The sequence below is a fragment of the Brevundimonas fluminis genome, from assembly GCF_003934285.1.
GTDB lineage: Bacteria > Pseudomonadota > Alphaproteobacteria > Caulobacterales > Caulobacteraceae > Brevundimonas > Brevundimonas fluminis.
In genome coordinates, this window is sequence record NZ_RQWJ01000002.1 from 825796 (window position 1) to 841125 (window position 15330).

The 15330-nt window shown below is 70.9% G+C and carries 12 protein-coding genes and 1 tRNA gene; 9 read left to right on the forward strand and 4 right to left on the reverse strand.

What is annotated here, in order from left to right; genetic code table 11:
* The first annotated feature begins 33 nt into the window (after positions 1-33).
* Positions 34-106, forward strand: a tRNA-Ile gene (locus tag EFJ44_RS04750).
* Here EFJ44_RS04750 and EFJ44_RS04755 read toward each other — a convergent pair.
* Positions 104-1585: a right-handed parallel beta-helix repeat-containing protein gene (locus tag EFJ44_RS04755; RefSeq protein ID WP_125256009.1), complete on the reverse strand. Its 1482-nt coding sequence runs from the start codon at positions 1583-1585 to the stop codon at positions 104-106. The two genes, EFJ44_RS04750 and EFJ44_RS04755, sit on opposite strands and share 3 nt — an antisense overlap.
* A 14-nt stretch (positions 1586-1599) precedes the next feature.
* Positions 1600-3054 (reverse strand): tetratricopeptide repeat protein, encoded by a 1455-nt coding sequence (locus tag EFJ44_RS04760; protein ID WP_125256010.1) that lies wholly within the window; start codon positions 3052-3054, stop codon positions 1600-1602.
* Between the two features lie 248 nt (positions 3055-3302).
* On the opposite strand from EFJ44_RS04760, the gene EFJ44_RS04765 reads away from it, so the two are divergent.
* From EFJ44_RS04765 to EFJ44_RS04790, 6 genes are all read left to right on the forward strand, one after another.
* A complete protein-coding gene (locus EFJ44_RS04765; RefSeq protein ID WP_125256011.1) occupies positions 3303-3800 on the forward strand; it encodes a GAF domain-containing protein in 498 nt (165 codons plus the stop codon).
* A 49-nt stretch (positions 3801-3849) separates the two neighbouring features.
* Entirely contained in the window at positions 3850-4527 is a 678-nt protein-coding gene (locus EFJ44_RS04770; protein WP_125256012.1) for an SDR family NAD(P)-dependent oxidoreductase, read from the forward strand.
* A gap of 2 nt (positions 4528-4529) precedes the next feature.
* On the forward strand, positions 4530-5351 hold the full coding sequence (locus tag EFJ44_RS04775; RefSeq protein WP_125256013.1) for an HpcH/HpaI aldolase/citrate lyase family protein: 822 nt from the start codon (positions 4530-4532) through the stop codon (positions 5349-5351).
* Positions 5348-7360, forward strand: coding sequence for a capsular polysaccharide biosynthesis protein (locus EFJ44_RS04780; protein WP_241209674.1), 2013 nt, complete (start codon positions 5348-5350; stop codon positions 7358-7360). The genes EFJ44_RS04775 and EFJ44_RS04780 overlap by 4 nt, the downstream gene beginning before the upstream one ends.
* 48 nt (positions 7361-7408) lie before the next feature.
* A complete protein-coding gene (locus EFJ44_RS04785) occupies positions 7409-8560 on the forward strand; it encodes a beta-ketoacyl-ACP synthase III (protein WP_125256014.1) in 1152 nt (383 codons plus the stop codon).
* A gap of 83 nt (positions 8561-8643) precedes the next feature.
* The gene (locus tag EFJ44_RS04790; RefSeq protein ID WP_125256015.1) at positions 8644-8910 is read left to right on the forward strand and encodes a hypothetical protein; all 267 of its coding nucleotides are present in this window, start codon (positions 8644-8646) and stop codon (positions 8908-8910) included.
* A 69-nt stretch (positions 8911-8979) separates the two neighbouring features.
* Here EFJ44_RS04790 and EFJ44_RS04795 read toward each other — a convergent pair whose 3' ends face one another.
* The gene (locus EFJ44_RS04795; RefSeq protein ID WP_125256016.1) at positions 8980-9504 is read right to left on the reverse strand and encodes a porin family protein; all 525 of its coding nucleotides are present in this window, start codon (positions 9502-9504) and stop codon (positions 8980-8982) included.
* A 219-nt stretch (positions 9505-9723) separates the two neighbouring features.
* On the opposite strand from EFJ44_RS04795, the gene EFJ44_RS04800 reads away from it, so the two are divergent.
* A complete protein-coding gene (locus tag EFJ44_RS04800) occupies positions 9724-10308 on the forward strand; it encodes a hypothetical protein (RefSeq protein ID WP_125256017.1) in 585 nt (194 codons plus the stop codon).
* Positions 10309-10382: 74 nt separating this feature from the next.
* Here EFJ44_RS04800 and ppdK read toward each other — a convergent pair whose 3' ends face one another.
* Positions 10383-13073, reverse strand: a complete 2691-nt coding sequence (gene ppdK / locus EFJ44_RS04805) for a pyruvate, phosphate dikinase (protein WP_125256018.1) — start codon at positions 13071-13073, stop codon at positions 10383-10385.
* Positions 13074-13229: 156 nt separating this feature from the next.
* Between ppdK and EFJ44_RS04810 the strand changes: the two genes are divergently transcribed.
* Positions 13230-15329: a malate synthase G gene (locus EFJ44_RS04810; RefSeq protein WP_125256019.1), complete on the forward strand. Its 2100-nt coding sequence runs from the start codon at positions 13230-13232 to the stop codon at positions 15327-15329.
* Position 15330: the final 1 nt, after the last annotated feature.

Below are 15330 nucleotides of genomic sequence, written 5' to 3' on the forward strand. Positions count from 1 at the left end.
CGCGCGCCTGCTACGCCCACGGTCCCGCCCGGCGGGCCCGTAGCTCAATGGTTAGAGCCGACCGCTCATAACGGTCTGGTTGCAGGTTCGAGTCCTGCCGGGCCTACCGCCGCCGGCGGCCGTCGTACCAGCGGTCGTCGCCGTAGGACGAGCGGTCGTCGATGTAGCGGCCTTCGCGGTCGTACCAGCCATAGCCCTGCTGATAGCCGTCATAGCCCTGCAGGGTGTAGCCGTGGTCCTCGTACGGAATGCCCAGCAGCGCCTCGTCCTCCTCGTACCAGGTCTGCGGATAGCTGCCGTAGGCGCACTGCCAGCCCTGGCCGCCGGTCCAGTAGGGCTCGTAGCGGCCGCGATAGCGCTCGCGGAAGCGGGCCCGGCAGACGTGCTGCGACCAGACGCGGTTGCCCGAGGCCTCCACCACGGCGCGCGGCTCGGCGTAGATGACCTCCCGCACCCGGGCGAAGACGTTGTCGACCACCACGGCCCGCCCCGAGGCGGCGGCCAGGCCCAGGGTGTCGGCCACGATGCGGCTGTCCTTCAGCGTCAGCTCGCCGTTGTACAGGACCACGCCCTTGTCGGTGCGGCAGATGTTGCTGTCCTCGATCTTCACCGAGGCGCCCTCGATGGCCACGCCCTCGACGTAGCCGCAGATCTTGGTGTTGGTCACCTCGACCCGGCCGTAGTCGCGGCCCGAGCGCACCACCATGCCGATGCTGCGCGGACCGAAGTTGTTGGGCACGCCGACGCCCTTGAGGGTCGAGGTCGAGATGGTGACCGTCTGGCCCGCGCCCGGCGTGACCTCCAGCCCGGACTGGGCCCCGAACACCACCATGTCGTAGGCGGTCATCGACGCGCCGTCGGCGATGATGGCGGGGCTGACCGTCTGGGCGTCGATCACCGCGTTGCGGATGTCCAGCAGGCCGCCGTCCATGTAGATCGCCGCCTCGTCGCCGACGTGGCGGAAGCCGACGCGGTTCATCTCGATCTGGGCGTCGTAGCCGATGACGCAGGCCGCGTCCCCGGCGTGGGGCGAGGTGAACACCACGTCGCGCACGTTGACCCGCACGCCGGCCGCCACCGTCATGCAGGGAAGGCCGTCGGGCGCCTGCAGGGTGATCGACGGGTTGCGGTCCCAGTCGCGCGGGTCGAACCCGCCTTCGCCCAGGATGGTCAGCGGCTTGTCGACGTTCAGCCAGCCGACGCAGGGCCCCCCGCGCGCCCGCAGGATCAGGGTCCCGCCCGGCCGCACCCGCCGCACCGCGTCCTCGACCGCGCCGGTGCCGGGATTGCCGCCGCAGTCGACCAGCACGACCTCTTCCTGACCGCCCGGCCGGATCGGTCCGGGATAGGCGGGGCCGGGGTGCCCGTATCCATGTTGCGGCCGGCTCCAGCGCCGGTGCGAGCCGCGGCGCGAGGCGCTGCGCGACGGCGGATCCAGCAGGATGCCGAAGTTCGGGCGCGTCGTGCTCTCCACGCGCGCGGCGTCCTGGGCGAAGGCGGCTTCGGGCGCCAGCGAGACGCCCAAGCCGGCGGCCAACAGGGCCGAGGCGGCGACCAGTCCGTGACGGAGGGTTTTGCGGGTCATGGGTACGCGCCCTCCTATCGGCGCTGCTGCGAGCGGGAGACCTGGGCCAGGACGGCCTGCAGGCGGGCGGCCGACGGGGCGAAGCCGGCCAGCGCCGAGTCGATCCTCAGCACCACGGCCTCGGCCTTGTCCTGATCGGCGACGCCGGCCACGCCCAGGGCGAAGTAGGACGACAGCGCGAACTTGGCCTCGGGGCTGCCTTGCCGCGCCGCCTCCTCGAACCAGTGGAAGCTGCGGGCGTAGTCGATCGGCACGCCGATGCCCTCGGCGTACATGACGGCCAGCACCAGCTGCGCCTCGGACGAGCCGTTCACGGCCGCCAGCTGGATCGCGCGCACCCGCTCCAGAAGCGACAGCCGCCCGTCCATCGGATGGCCCAGCACCGCCTCCAGCGTCTCGACCTCGCGCTTGCTCAGCTGCGTCGGCTGCGACGCCGCGATCTCGGAAATGCCGAGATAGCGCAGGGCCCGGCCCACGTGGATGAACGGCAGTTCGGTGATGCGGCTGGTGGCGTACTCGAAGGCGTCGCCGCGCGGTCGGCTCTCGTCCGAGAAGGGCACGCCCGACGCCGGCGCCTTGTTGGGATAGAATTCGAACGGCGGCACCCACTGGCGGGCCTTGGCCTCGACGAAGCGGCCGTACTGGGTCCGGTTCGGCGACGAGCGCTCGAAGTCCTTCAGCAGGACATAGGAGCCGACGTCCCCGGTCTGCACCGCCAGATAGTTGTACAGATAGGCGTCGACGTCGTTTCGGCGGAACAGGCCGGTCGCGGCCTGCAGCCCGTCGCGGCCGTTGTTGCGGCGTCCCCAGGCCTCGCGGCCCTGCGGGTTGTCCTGCGGCTCGCCGAACGGGCCGTACAGGCCGTCGTGCAGACGGGCCAGGGTGCGGAAGCCCGGCGCGTCCTGCGTCGACAGGATGTAGATCACCCGGTCGCGGACGGCCTCCTGCTCCTCCAGCGTCATGCGAGACAGCGTGCGGTCCAGCCGGCGATAGGCCGAGGCGCGCTCGTTGGCTCGGCAGTCGTCATAGCGCGACAGCGGCCGCCAGCCGCCGAACGGCCCGCGGTTGACCCGGTTGATCGGGGCGAAGCCTTCCTCGTTGGCCAGGGCCATGGCCAGCCAGGTCGCGCTCTCGATCGGATCCTCGATGTTCTTGTCGGTCGCCCGCTCGGCCGCATAGCGCGACCCCAGCTCCAGCTGGGCGAAGAAGTCGCCGCGGAAGGCCGCCTTGCGCAGCACGCGCAGGCCGCGCTCCTGATCGTTGAACTCGGCGCCCGTCAGCGAGGCCGGACGCGGGCAGCCCTCGTCGGCGTTCCCTCCGACGCGGCGGAAGAATTGCGGCGTCTGCTCGCCGCAGGCGGCCATGGCCAGAAGGGCGGTGACCAGCAGGACGGCGACGAGGGCGACGGCGATCGCGCGCCCCGGACCCCGGCGGCCGTGATCGCGTCCATGGGCGCCGCGCTCGGACATGTTCCCCTCATCCCCCACGCCACGACCAACGGCGGCCGTTAACCATTTCCCAAACCGGCGGTCCGGTCCAGTGAACTTGGCGATATGGTTAACGCCGAAAGCGACAAAGCGTTGCCGCACCAAGGCCGCAATGTGTCGAGAGACGCCGAAAGCCCTTGAGAAGCTACGCGGTTCGCCCGTCGCGCGAAGCTGGCGCAGGGCGTTTCCGACCGCCATATGCCCGTCTTGAGCCGAATCAGGAGCCGCCCGTGGCCTACGTCGCCCGCACCGACCGTCCCGCCGACAAGGCCGCGCGCTACCTCGAGGTCGAGGAGGAGATTCTGGCCGTCCTGGACGGCGAGCCGAATCTGACCGCGCGCATGGCCACCGTCGCCTCGATGCTGGCGGACGCCTTCGACGCCTACTTCTGGACCGGCTTCTACGTCGTCGATCCGGCGAAGCCGGGCGAGCTGGTGGTCGGACCGTATCAGGGCACGCTCGGCTGCCTGCGCATTCCCTTCGGCCGCGGCGTCTGCGGCGCGGCGGCGGCGACCGGGCAAACCCAGGTCGTGGCCGACGTCCACGCCTTTCCCGGCCACATCGCCTGCGATTCGCGCTCGGCCAGCGAGATCGTCGTGCCGGTCCGCGACGCTTCGGGCGCCCTGATCGCCGTGTTCGACGTGGACGCCACCGTGCCCGCCGCCTTCGACGCCGTGGACGCGGAGGCTCTGGAGCGCATCCTCGGCAAGGTGTTCGCGGCCGGTTGATCCGCCGCGTCCGGGGCCTATGGTCCCGCCCCGAAGGCAGGAGCGGCACATGGACCAGGGCGTCGTCGTCATCACCGGGGGGCAGGGGGCGCTGGGATCGGCGGCCGCCGAACTGGCGCTCGAGCGCGGCTGGGCCGTCGCCCTGATCGACCACGCGCCGGGCGACGAGGAGGCCCCCGACCGGTTCGTGCTCGGCGGCGTCGACCTGACCGATCCCGTGCGGGCCCAGGCCGCCATGGACCGCGTCGCGGACCGGTTCGGCCGCTTCGACGCCCTCCTGAACGTGGCCGGCGGCTTCGTCTGGCAGACCACCGAGGCCGACGCTCCGGCGCATGAGAAGATGTTCCGCCTGAACGTCCTGACCTGCCTGAACGCCACCCGCGCCGCCCTGCCGCACCTCAAGCGGTCGCCCGAGGGCCGGATCGTCAACGTCGGGGCCAACGGGGCGCTGAAGGCCGACGCCTGCATGGGGGCCTACGCCGCCTCCAAGTCCGGCGTGCACCGGCTGACCGAGGCGCTGGCCCGCGAGCTCAAGGACACGACGGTCACCGTCAACGCCGTCCTGCCGTCCATCCTCGACACGCCGCAGAACCGCTCCGACATGCCCGACGCCGACCCCGGGGACTGGGTCGCCCCGCGCGATCTGGCCGCCGTCATGCTGTTTCTCGCCTCGCCGGAATCGCGGGCCATGCGCGGCGCCCTGATCCCCGTCACGGGCCGCGTCTGACCATGCGGGCGCGCAGCGTCCTCTTTCTGCCGGCGTCGAACCCGCGCGCGGTGGAGAAGGCGCGAACGCTGGATTGCGACCTGGCCGTCCTGGATCTTGAGGACGCCGTCGCGCCCGGGAGGAAGTCCGAGGCCCGCGCCGCCGCCGTGGAGGCCGTCCGGGCCGGCGGCTTCGGCCCCCGCCTCGGCGTGCGGATCAACGGCGAGGGCACGCCCTGGCACGCCGACGACCTCGCCGCCCTCGCAGAGGCGGATTGCGACCTGATCGTCCTGCCCAAGGTCGAGGACGCCGCGATCGTCGTCCGCGCCGCCGGGGTCGCGCCGGGCGCCCGGCTGATCGCCATGATCGAGACCCCGCCGGCCCTGTTCCGCCTGCCTGAGATCGCCGGGGCCCACGCGGCCCTCGACGCCCTCATGTTCGGCGTCAACGATCTCGCCGCCGCGCTGGGCACGGGGCCGTCCGACGACCGGGAGCCCTTGAAGGCCTGGCTGGCCGCCGTCGTCGCCGCCGCCCGCGCGCACGGGATCGCGGCCATCGACGGCGTCTTCAACCGCTTCCAGGACGACGACGGCTTCGCCCGCGAGTGCGCTCAGGGCGTCCTCTACGGCTTCGACGGCAAGAGCCTGATCCACCCCCGCCAGATCGCGCCCGCCAACGCCGCCTTCAGCCCGTCTCCGGAGGCCGTGGCCCGCGCCCGGGCGATCGTCGCCGTCTTCGAGGCGCCGGACGCGCAAGGCAGGGGGGCGGTGTCGCTCGAGGGCGAGATGGTCGAACGCCTTCACCTCGACACAGCGCGCCGGACGCTGGCCCGGGCCGGAGGGTGATCACGCCGGAGCCCGCCTGGGCCTGCACGCCCGGCCTGCTGGGCCTGCCGCATCGCCGCGCGCTTTTGCCCGAGCACGCCTTCCGCGCCCTGCCGGGATCGGACGTGAAGGCGGTGCTGGGATGGGGCATGAAGCGCTCGTCCGCCCCCGGGCGCGCGTGGGCGCGTCTGACCGGCCTGCCCTACGTCTCGCTGGAGGACGGCTTCCTGCGCTCCGTCGGGCTGGGAGAGGCGGGGACGCCGTCAATGTCGCTGATCGTCGACGGTCTGGGAGCCTATTACGACTGCTTCCGCGGCTCCCGGATCGAGGGGGTCATCGCCGGGACGGCCACGCGACCCGAGCGCCTGCGCGCCCGCGCGCTGATGGAGGCCGCCGTCGCCCACGGCCTGTCGAAGACCAATCTCGGACGACCGCTGGACCCCGCGATCCTGAGGCCGGGGCGGCGCGTCCTGATCGTGGACCAGACGGCGGGCGACGCCTCCATCCCTCTGGGGCACGCGGGGCCGTGGAGCTTCGCCCGCATGCTGGCCGCCGCGCGTCAGGACGAGCCGGACGCGCAGTTGATCGTGAAGCGGCATCCGGCCGTGGCGGCGGGGCTGAAGCGCGGCTGTCTGGATCTGTCGGACGCGCGCGATCTGACGGTCGTGGACGACGTGCGCGCCGCGGACCTGCTGGACGCGGTGGACGCGGTCTACGTCGTGACCAGCGGCCTGGGGTTCGAGGCCCTGTGGCGGCGGATGCCCGTCCGCTGCTTCGGCGCGCCGTTCTATGCCGGCTGGGAGCTGACCCAGGACGACGTGACGCCGCCACGCCGCGGCGTGCCCCGCGCCGTCGAGGACGTGGTCCACGCGGCGATGATCGCCTGTTGCCGCTGGGTCGATCCGGTGACGGGCGAGGCCTGCGCGCCGGAGGAGGCGGTCGAGCGCCTCGCCGCCCTGACGCGACGCGCCCGGCGGCTGGAGGGGCGGTGGCATGCGATCGGCTTCACGCCGCCGAAGCGGGGGGCGGTGCGGCGGTTGATGAACAGCCCTCTCGGGGCGCGTGGGGGGATCGCGTTCCACCCCTCCGCCACCTCCGCCCTGTCCGCCGCCAAGTCGGACGGGGGGCGCTTGGTGGTGTGGGCGGGGAGGGAGCCGGAGCAGCTGGCGGAGCAGGCGAAGGCGATGGGCGCGGCTCTCTTCCGCATGGAGGACGGCTTCCTGCGGTCGCGGGGGCTGGGCTCGGATTTCACGCCGGCGCTGTCGGCGGTGCTGGACGGCACGGGCGTCCACTACGATCCGTCCGCGCCGTCGGATCTGGAAACGCTGATCCAGCGGGGCGTCTCCGAGGCCGACCGGGCGCGGGGCGCGCGGCTGCGGGCACGGATCGTCGCGGCAGGACTGAGCAAGTACAATCTGGGCGGCGCGCCGGCGCCGGACTGGCCGACGGACCGGGACCGCATCCTGGTCCTCGGCCAGGTCGAGGACGACCGCTCCGTCCTCCTGGGTTGCGAGACGATCCGCACCAACGCGGCCCTGCTGACGGAGGTGCGCCGTCTGAACCCGGACGCTTTCCTGATCTGGCGCGACCATCCTGACGTCCGCGCGGGAAACCGCATCGGCGTCCTGCCGCCGGACGCCGCGGCCCTCGCCGACGCCCGAGCGGACGACCTCGACGTCGTGGCCTGCATCGAAGCCGCCGACGCCGTCGCCGTCATGACCTCGCTCGCGGGCTTCGAGGCCCTGATCCGCGGCAAGCGCGTCCTGACCTTCGGCCGCCCCTTCTTCGCCGGCTGGGGCCTGACCCAGGACGCCCTCCCGGTCCCGCGCAGAACCGCGCGGCCGTCGGTCGACGATCTGGTCGCCGCAGCCCTGATCCTGCACCCGCTCCACGTCGCGCCGAACGGAGTTCCCTGCGAAGCCGAGGACCTGGTCACGGCTCTCGAAGCGGCGCCGGAACCGCGGCGGAGATCACGCGTCACGCGCGCCGTGACGACCGCCCTCGACCGGCGTCCGCCACCGGCCTATTGAAGGTCTTCAAAGACAACGAAGGTCGGCGGGGGCCGCCTCAGGGAAGACATGACCACATCCGTCATCGCCGCCACCGGCCTGTTCACGCCGGAGCAATCGATCACCAACGAAGAGCTGGTCGCCGCCTACAACGCCTGGGCCGAGCGCTGGAACGCCCGGCACGCCGACCGCATCGCCGCGGGCGAGCTGGAGGCCCTGACCCCCTCGTCGGTCGAGTTCATCGAGAAGGCGTCGGGCATCAAGAAGCGCTACGTGCTCGACAAGGCCGGCATCCTGGACCCCGCCCGCATGGTGCCGCACCTGCCGGAACGGTCCAACGACGAGCTGTCGATCCTCGCCGAAATGGCGGTCAAGGCGGCGGAACAGGCCATCGCCGCCTGGGGCAAACCGGTCGGCGAGATCGGCGCCGTCATCTGCGCCGCGTCGAACATGCAGCGTCCCTATCCGGCCATGGCCATCGAGGTGCAGCAGGCGCTGGGCATCGAAGGCTTCGCCTTCGACATGAACGTGGCCTGCTCCAGCGCCACCTTCGGCATCAAGACGGCCGCCGACTTCATCGCCTCGGGCTCGGCGAAGGCCGTGCTGATGGTCAATCCGGAGATCTGCTCCGCCCACCTGAACTTCCGCGACCGCGACAGCCACTTCATCTTCGGCGACGTCGCCACCGCGGTGATCGTGGAAAGCGCCGGGACGTCCGGGCCGGGCGGCTGGGACGTGCTGGGCACGCGTCTGAAGACGGTCTTCTCCAACAACATCCGCAACAATTTCGGCTTCCTGAACCGCGCCGCGCGCCACGACGCCGACGCGATCTCCGACCCGTCCCCCCTCGGCGACGGGAAGTCGGACAAGATGTTCGTCCAGCAGGGCCGCAAGGTCTTCAAGGACGTCGTGCCGATGGTCTCCGACATGATCGTCGACCACGCGCGGGACCTCGGTCTCGATCCCGCGTCGCTGGATCGCCTGTGGCTGCACCAGGCCAACATCAACATGAACGAGATGATCGGCCGCAAGGTGCTGGGCCGCGACCCGTCGCCGGACGAGAACGTCATCATCCTCGACGACTACGCCAACACCTCGTCGGCCGGTTCGATCATCGCCTTCCACCTGCATCAGCAGGGTCTCGAAACCGGCGACGTCGGCCTGATCTGCAGCTTCGGCGCAGGCTATTCGGCCGGGAGCGTCTTCGTGCGCAAGCGCTGATCCGATCACGATTTTGCGCTCACGCTTGCACCCGGCAGGCGTTTTTGCGAACGGTTCCTCGTCGAGAACAAGGGGGAACCCGAATGGCTCAGACGGCCCGCAATGCGCCCGTGAACGATCCGCTGGTGTGGGACATGGCCGAGGTGCTCAAGCGCTTCGGCGGTTCGGCGCACCAGACCGTGGTCATCGACTGCGTGGCGGCCATGCGACGACAGAGGGGCGAGGACGTGCGCAAGCCCGATCTCGCCGCCCGCATTCTTGAGCTGTTCGAGACCTGCCGCGACTTCTTCGTCCGCCCGTTCGGCGAAGGGTCCCAGCGCTGGGCGCTCGCGCCGGGCCTCGCCGTCTGACCGCCCGGCCATGAAGAAAGGGCGCGCCCTTGCGAGCGCGCCCCTTCCTGACGACCCTGGATCGCGCGATCAGAACTTGCGCACGTAGCCCAGCGACCAGACGTCGGCTTCGCCGCCGTCGTTGGTGAAGTCGCGACGGGTCCAGTCGGCGCGGATGCCGTTGCGGCCGTCGATGAAGTAGTTGGCGCCGACGCCGTAGTTCCAGCTCTCACCGGAATCGCTGGCAGAGACGCCCGCGGCCGAGGCCTTGATCTCGGTCGTGCCGTAGCCGCCGCGCGCGAACAGCTCGAAGTTCGGCGAGATCGGCAGGATGCCCACCGCGTACACGGCGGCGTCGTACTCGTGCTCGACGTTCACGGTCGTGGCGCCGACGGTCACGTCGTCGTCCGACACGCCGAACGAGGCTTCACCCTCGACGGCGAAGTTCGGGTTGAACTTGTAGCCCATGCGGCCGGTGACGGATCCCAGATCCACGCCCTCGACGTCGGCGGTGGCGTAGCTCACCGAACCGTAGACGTTGGACGCGTCCTGCGCCATCGCCGGGGCGGCGAACAGGGCCGCGGCGGCGGCGGTATAAAGAAAGACATTACGCATTGTTGCTCCAATCGTTGGATGCGGTGACTTCTCCGGTCACCGGCCCCACCCAGCGACCGACTAAATAGGCGAGCTTCGACGCTGTTCCACATTGCTTCTTCTACATGTTCGGCGATGTTGAAAACTTGACACACTCGACGTTACGCCAATCCCGGCGGGATGTTGTCTAAATCGGGGCGGCAGATTACCTTGCGCTCATCCTCACCGTCGGAGCCCGCCATGACCCGCATCGCCGCCCTCCTCGCCGTGCCCGCCCTCCTGCTGTCCGCCTGCGAGGACCCGGCCCAGGAGCCCGCCTCCGCGCCGGCCGACACCGCCGTCACGCCGGGCCCGGCGGCGCCGCCCGCGACCTCACCCGCGCCCGCCTCGACCCGCGTGGTCGGCCTGGACCCCGAGGGCCTGCGTCTGATCGATCGCCAGTCGGGCTCGACCGCCAGCCTCGCCTTCGGTCAACCTGCCGAGCAGGTGCTGGCCATGGTCGGCGCCTCCCGCGGCGCGCCGGCCGAACGCGGCACGAATTCGGAATGCGGCGCCGGGCCGCTGGACTTCGCCTCGTGGGACGACGGCCTGACCCTCTGGTTCCAGAACGGAAACTTCGCCGGCTGGGCGACCAACCGTCAGGGCGCCACCCTGATGACCGGCGTCGGCGTCGGCTCGTCGCGCGCCGACCTTGAGGGCGCCCACGCCGTCACCGTGGAGGAGACCACCCTGGGGACCGAGTTCACCTTCAGCGGCGTCTCCGGCCTGCTGGAAAACGGCCGCGTCTCCAACCTGTGGGCCGGCGTCAGCTGCAACTTCCGCTGACCGGAAACCGGCTGCACAAGGTCAAAGGAAACTCCAAGCTTGTGCAGCCCGATTGTCCAAGGCTGTCCAAATGATCAGCGATCCTTCTCTCGCGCCTCGCCGCCGCGGGCGACCAGCGCGGCCTGCGCCGCCGCCAGCCGCGCGATCGGCACGCGGTAGGGGCTGCAGCTGACGTAATCCAGCCCCGCCCCCTCGCAGAAGGCGATCGAGGCGGGATCGCCGCCGTGCTCGCCGCAGATGCCCAGCTTCACGTCCGCCCGCTCGGCCCGGCCGCGCTCGGCCGCGATGCGGATCAGGTCGCCGACCCCCTCCTGATCCAGCCGCACGAACGGGTCGGCCTCGAAGATTCCCTTGTCGAGATAGGCCTGCAGGAAGCGCCCGGAATCGTCGCGTGAGATGCCGAACGTCGTCTGCGTCAGGTCGTTGGTCCCGAAGCTGAAGAACTGGGCGTGCTTCGCCAGATCGCCGGCGCGCAGCGCCGCGCGCGGCAGCTCGATCATGGTCCCCACCAGATATTCGACCCGATCCCCGGTCTCGGCGAACACGGCCTCCGCCGTCCGGTCCGTCAGTTCGCGCAGGAACTTCATCTCCGGCCCCAGCGCGACCAGGGGATGCATGATCTCCGGCACGGGCGCCTCGCCCGAGGTCTTCTTCACCTCCAGCGCCGCCTCCAGCACCGCCCGAACCTGCATCTCGTAGATCTCGGGATAGGCCACGCCCAGCCGGCAGCCGCGGTGGCCCAGCATGGGATTGGTCTCGTGCAGATCCCGCGCCCGCTTCTTCAGCTTGGCGGCGTCCAGCCCCTGCGACGCCGCCAGGGCGTCGATCTCGGCGTCGGTATGGGGGATGAACTCGTGCAGCGGCGGGTCCAGCAGGCGCACGGTCACCGGCAACCCCGTCATGATGGTGAACAGCTCGACGAAGTCCGCCCTCTGGAACGGCGCGATCCGGGCCAGGGCCCTCCGGCGTCCGGCTTCGTCGTCGGCCAGGATCATCTCTCGCACAGCGGCGATCCGCGTGTCGTCGAAGAACATGTGCTCGGTCCGGCACAGGCCGATGCCCTCGGCGCCGAAGCCGCGTGCGGTCCGGGCGTCCAGCGGGGTCTCCGCGTTGGCCCGCACCTTCAGACGCCGCACCTGATCGGCCCAGGCCATCAGCGTCTGGAAGTCGCCGGTCAGCTCCGGCTCGATCATGGGGACCGCGCCCTCCATGACCTCGCCCTTCGACCCGTCGATGGTGATGACCTCGCCGGCGCGGAAGGTGCGGCCCCGCGCGGTGAAGGTCCGGTTCTTCTCGTCGATGTGGATCTCCCCGGCGCCCGAGACGCAGGGCCGCCCCATTCCGCGCGCCACGACGGCCGCGTGGCTGGTCATGCCGCCGCGCGCCGTGACGATGCCCCTGGCCGCGTGCATGCCGTGGATGTCCTCCGGAGACGTCTCCTCGCGCACCAGGATCACCGCCTCGCCCAGCTGGCTCATGCGCTCGGCCTCGTCGGCGTCGAACACGACCTTGCCGGTCGCCGCGCCGGGGCTGGCGGGCAGACCCGCCGCCACCACCTTGCGCTCCGCCTTCGGGTCCAGCGTGGGATGCAGCAGCTGGTCCAGCGCCGACGGCTCGACCCGCGACACGGCCTCTTCCTGGGAGATCACGCCCTCGGCCGCCAGATCGACCGCCACCTTCAGCGCCGACTTCGCCGTGCGCTTGCCGTTCCGCGTCTGCAGCATCCACAGCCGGCCCTGCTCGACCGTGAACTCGATGTCCTGCATGTCGCGGTAGTGGGCTTCCAGCCGCCCGACGACGTCGACGAACTGGGCGAAGACCTCGGGCATCGCCTCTTCCATCGACGGCTTGGTCTCGCCCATCTCTTCGCGCCCGGCCCTGGTCAGCGACTGCGGCGTGCGGATGCCGGCGACCACGTCCTCGCCCTGGGCGTTGATCAGGAATTCGCCGTACAGCTTCGCTTCGCCGGTCGACGGATTCCGCGTGAAGGCCACGCCGGTGGCCGACGTCTCGCCCATGTTGCCGAACACCATGGACTGCACGTTCACCGCGGTGCCCCAGCTCTCGGGGATGTCGTGCATGCGGCGGTAGAATTTGGCGCGGTCGTTCATCCAGCTGGCGAACACGGCGCCGACGGCGCCCCACAGCTGATCGTGCGGATCCTGCGGGAAGGGCGCCCCCAGCCGGTCCTCGACGACGCGCTTGTAGTCGGCGACCACCCTCTCCCAGTCCCCGGCGTCCAGGTCGGTGTCGACCGTCACGCCCAGGCGGTCCTTGTGGTCGTCCAGAACCTCTTCGAAGTCGTCGTGGCTCAGGCCCAGCACGACGTTCGAATACATGGTGATGAAGCGGCGATAGGAGTCGAAGGCGAAGCGCCGGTCGCCCGACAGGGCCGCCAGCCCCTCGACCGTTGCGTCGTTCAGGCCCAGATTCAGGACCGTGTCCATCATCCCGGGCATCGAGGCCCGTGCGCCCGACCGGACGGAGACCAGCAACGGATTGGCGGCGTCCCCGAAGGTCTTGCCGACGACGCTCTCGACCTTGGCCAGCCCGGCCTTCACCTGCTCCGCCAGATCGGCCGGATAGGTCTGGCCGTTGGAATAGTAGTGGACGCAGGCCTCGGTCGTGATCGTGAAGCCCGGCGGCACCGGCAGGCCCAGCGACGACATCTCCGCCAGGTTGGCGCCCTTGCCGCCCAGCAGGTTCTTCATCGACGCGTCGCCGTCGGCGGATCCTCCGCCGAAGCCGTAGACCCACTTCGTCATCCGTCAGCCCCTTGAGCTTGTCCGTTTCGGCCCTGCCTAACGCGCGTCGCTCCGGAAAGGTAGCGCGTGGATGAAACATTCCGTGACCGACGGCGCTCTCTCGACTTCCGCGACGTCATCACGGAATGTTACAGCCGAGCCAGCCACGGAGCCGCCATGCCCACCCTCGACCGCGCCGGACTTCAGGTCGACGCCGAACTGGCGACCTTCCTCGAGAAGGAGGCGATGGCCGGGCTGGGACTCGACCTCGGGGCTTTCTGGCGCGGCACGGCGGACGTTCTGGGCTGGGCGGCGAGGCGCGGCGGCCAACTTCTGGCGGTCCGCGACGAGATGCAGGCGCGGATCGACGTCTGGCATGAGGGCCGTAAGGGCGCGCCGCACGACCCGGCGGAGACGCGGCGGTTCCTGACGGAGATCGGCTACCTCGTGCCCGAACCTGCGCCGTTCACGGTGGGCACGACCGCCGTGGACGTGGAGGTGGCGTTGAGGGCCGGGCCGCAGCTGGTGGTGCCGTCCCTGAACGCCCGTTTCGTGCTGAACGCCGCCAATGCGCGCTGGGGGAGCCTGTACGACGCCTTGTACGGGACCGACGCCCTCGGCGAGGCGCCGCCGGAGGGTTCCTACGACGCTGCGCGGGGCGCACGCGTGGTGGCCCGCGCCAGGGCGTTTCTGGACGAGGCCGTGCCGCTGGCAAGCGGAAGCTGGGCCGACGTGACCGACGCCGACGCGCCGCTGGCCGACCCGTCGCAGGAAGTGGGCCGCACCTCCCGGGGCCGCCTGTTCCGCCACAACGGCCTGCACGTCGAGGTCGTGATCGACCGATCGCATCCCATCGGCGCCCCGGACCCGGCGGGAATCGCGGACGTGGTGCTGGAGGCGGCGCTGTCGACCATCGTCGATCTGGAGGACTCCGTCGCCGCCGTCGACGCGGCCGACAAGACCGCCGCCTACCGGAACTGGCTTGGCCTGATGCGCGGCGACCTGTCCGAGACGTTCGACAAGGGCGGCGAGACCCTGACGCGCGAGCTCGCGCCGGACGTCGAGGTGACGCGTCCTGACGGCGCGACCCTGACCCTTCCGGGCCGCAGCCTGCTGTTCGTCCGCAACGTGGGCCACCTGATGACGACGCCCGCCGTCCTGTTGCCGGACGGGTCGGAGGCGCCGGAGGGGGCGCTTGACGCGATCGTCACCGCCCTGTGCGCCGTCCACGACCTGCGGGGCCTGGGCCGGTTTCGCAACAGCCGCGCCGGCTCGATCTACGTGGTGAAGCCCAAGATGCACGGGCCGGACGAGTGCGCCTTCACCGACGCCCTGTTCGACCGGGTCGAGGACCTGCTGGGGCTGGATCGTCACACGATCAAGGTCGGCGTCATGGACGAGGAGCGGCGGACCAGCGCCAATCTGGCCGCCTGCATCCACGCGGTCAGGGACCGCATCGTCTTCATCAACACCGGCTTCCTGGACCGCACCGGCGACGAGATACACACCTGCATGAAGGGCGGGCCGGTGGTGCGGAAGGCGGACATGAAGGCCACGGCCTGGATCGCCGCCTATGAGGCCCGGAACGTCGCGATCGGCCTGCAATGCGGCCTCGGCGGACGCGCCCAGATCGGCAAGGGCATGTGGGCCGCGCCCGACCGCATGGCCGAGATGCTGGTCCAGAAGGCGGGCCATCCGAAGACCGGCGCCAACACCGCGTGGGTGCCGTCGCCGACCGCCGCGACCCTGCACGCGCTGCACTATCACCAGACCGACGTCTTCGCCCTGCGCGACGAGATCGCGGCGCGCCGGGCGCCCTCGCTCGACGACCTGCTGACGTCGCCGCTGGCGAGCGGCACGAACTGGTCGGAGGCGGAGGTCGTCGAGGAGATCGAGAACAACTGTCAGGGCCTCCTCGGCTACGTCGTGCGCTGGATCGACCAGGGCGTCGGCTGCTCCAAGGTGCCCGACGTGCACGACGTCGGCCTGATGGAGGACCGCGCCACCCTGCGCATCTCGTCCCAGCATCTGGCCAACTGGCTGATGCACGGCGTCTGCACCCGCGAACAGGTCGAGGCGGCCCTCTTGAAGATGGCGGGCAAGGTCGACGCCCAGAACGCCGGCGACCCGCTGTATCGCCCCATGGCGCTCGATCCGGACGGCAGTCTGGCCTTACAGGCCGCCCGCGCCCTGATCTTCGAAGGCGCCGCCCAGCCCAACGGCTACACCGAGCCGCTGCTGCACCGGTTCCGGCGGGAGGCGAAGGCCGCCGGCTGAC

Coding starts and splice junctions, on each gene's coding strand:
- EFJ44_RS04775 (WP_125256013.1), top strand. CDS start 4,530: ATGCGGGCGCGCAGCGTCCTCTTTCTGCCGGCGTCGAACCCGCGCGCG.
- EFJ44_RS04790 (WP_125256015.1), top strand. CDS start 8,644: ATGGCTCAGACGGCCCGCAATGCGCCCGTGAACGATCCGCTGGTGTGG.
- ppdK (WP_125256018.1), bottom strand. CDS start 13,073: ATGACGAAGTGGGTCTACGGCTTCGGCGGAGGATCCGCCGACGGCGAC.
- EFJ44_RS04760 (WP_125256010.1), bottom strand. CDS start 3,054: ATGTCCGAGCGCGGCGCCCATGGACGCGATCACGGCCGCCGGGGTCCG.
- EFJ44_RS04755 (WP_125256009.1), bottom strand. CDS start 1,585: ATGACCCGCAAAACCCTCCGTCACGGACTGGTCGCCGCCTCGGCCCTG.
- EFJ44_RS04800 (WP_125256017.1), top strand. CDS start 9,724: ATGACCCGCATCGCCGCCCTCCTCGCCGTGCCCGCCCTCCTGCTGTCC.
- EFJ44_RS04795 (WP_125256016.1), bottom strand. CDS start 9,504: ATGCGTAATGTCTTTCTTTATACCGCCGCCGCCGCGGCCCTGTTCGCC.
- EFJ44_RS04770 (WP_125256012.1), top strand. CDS start 3,850: ATGGACCAGGGCGTCGTCGTCATCACCGGGGGGCAGGGGGCGCTGGGA.
- EFJ44_RS04785 (WP_125256014.1), top strand. CDS start 7,409: ATGACCACATCCGTCATCGCCGCCACCGGCCTGTTCACGCCGGAGCAA.
- EFJ44_RS04810 (WP_125256019.1), top strand. CDS start 13,230: ATGCCCACCCTCGACCGCGCCGGACTTCAGGTCGACGCCGAACTGGCG.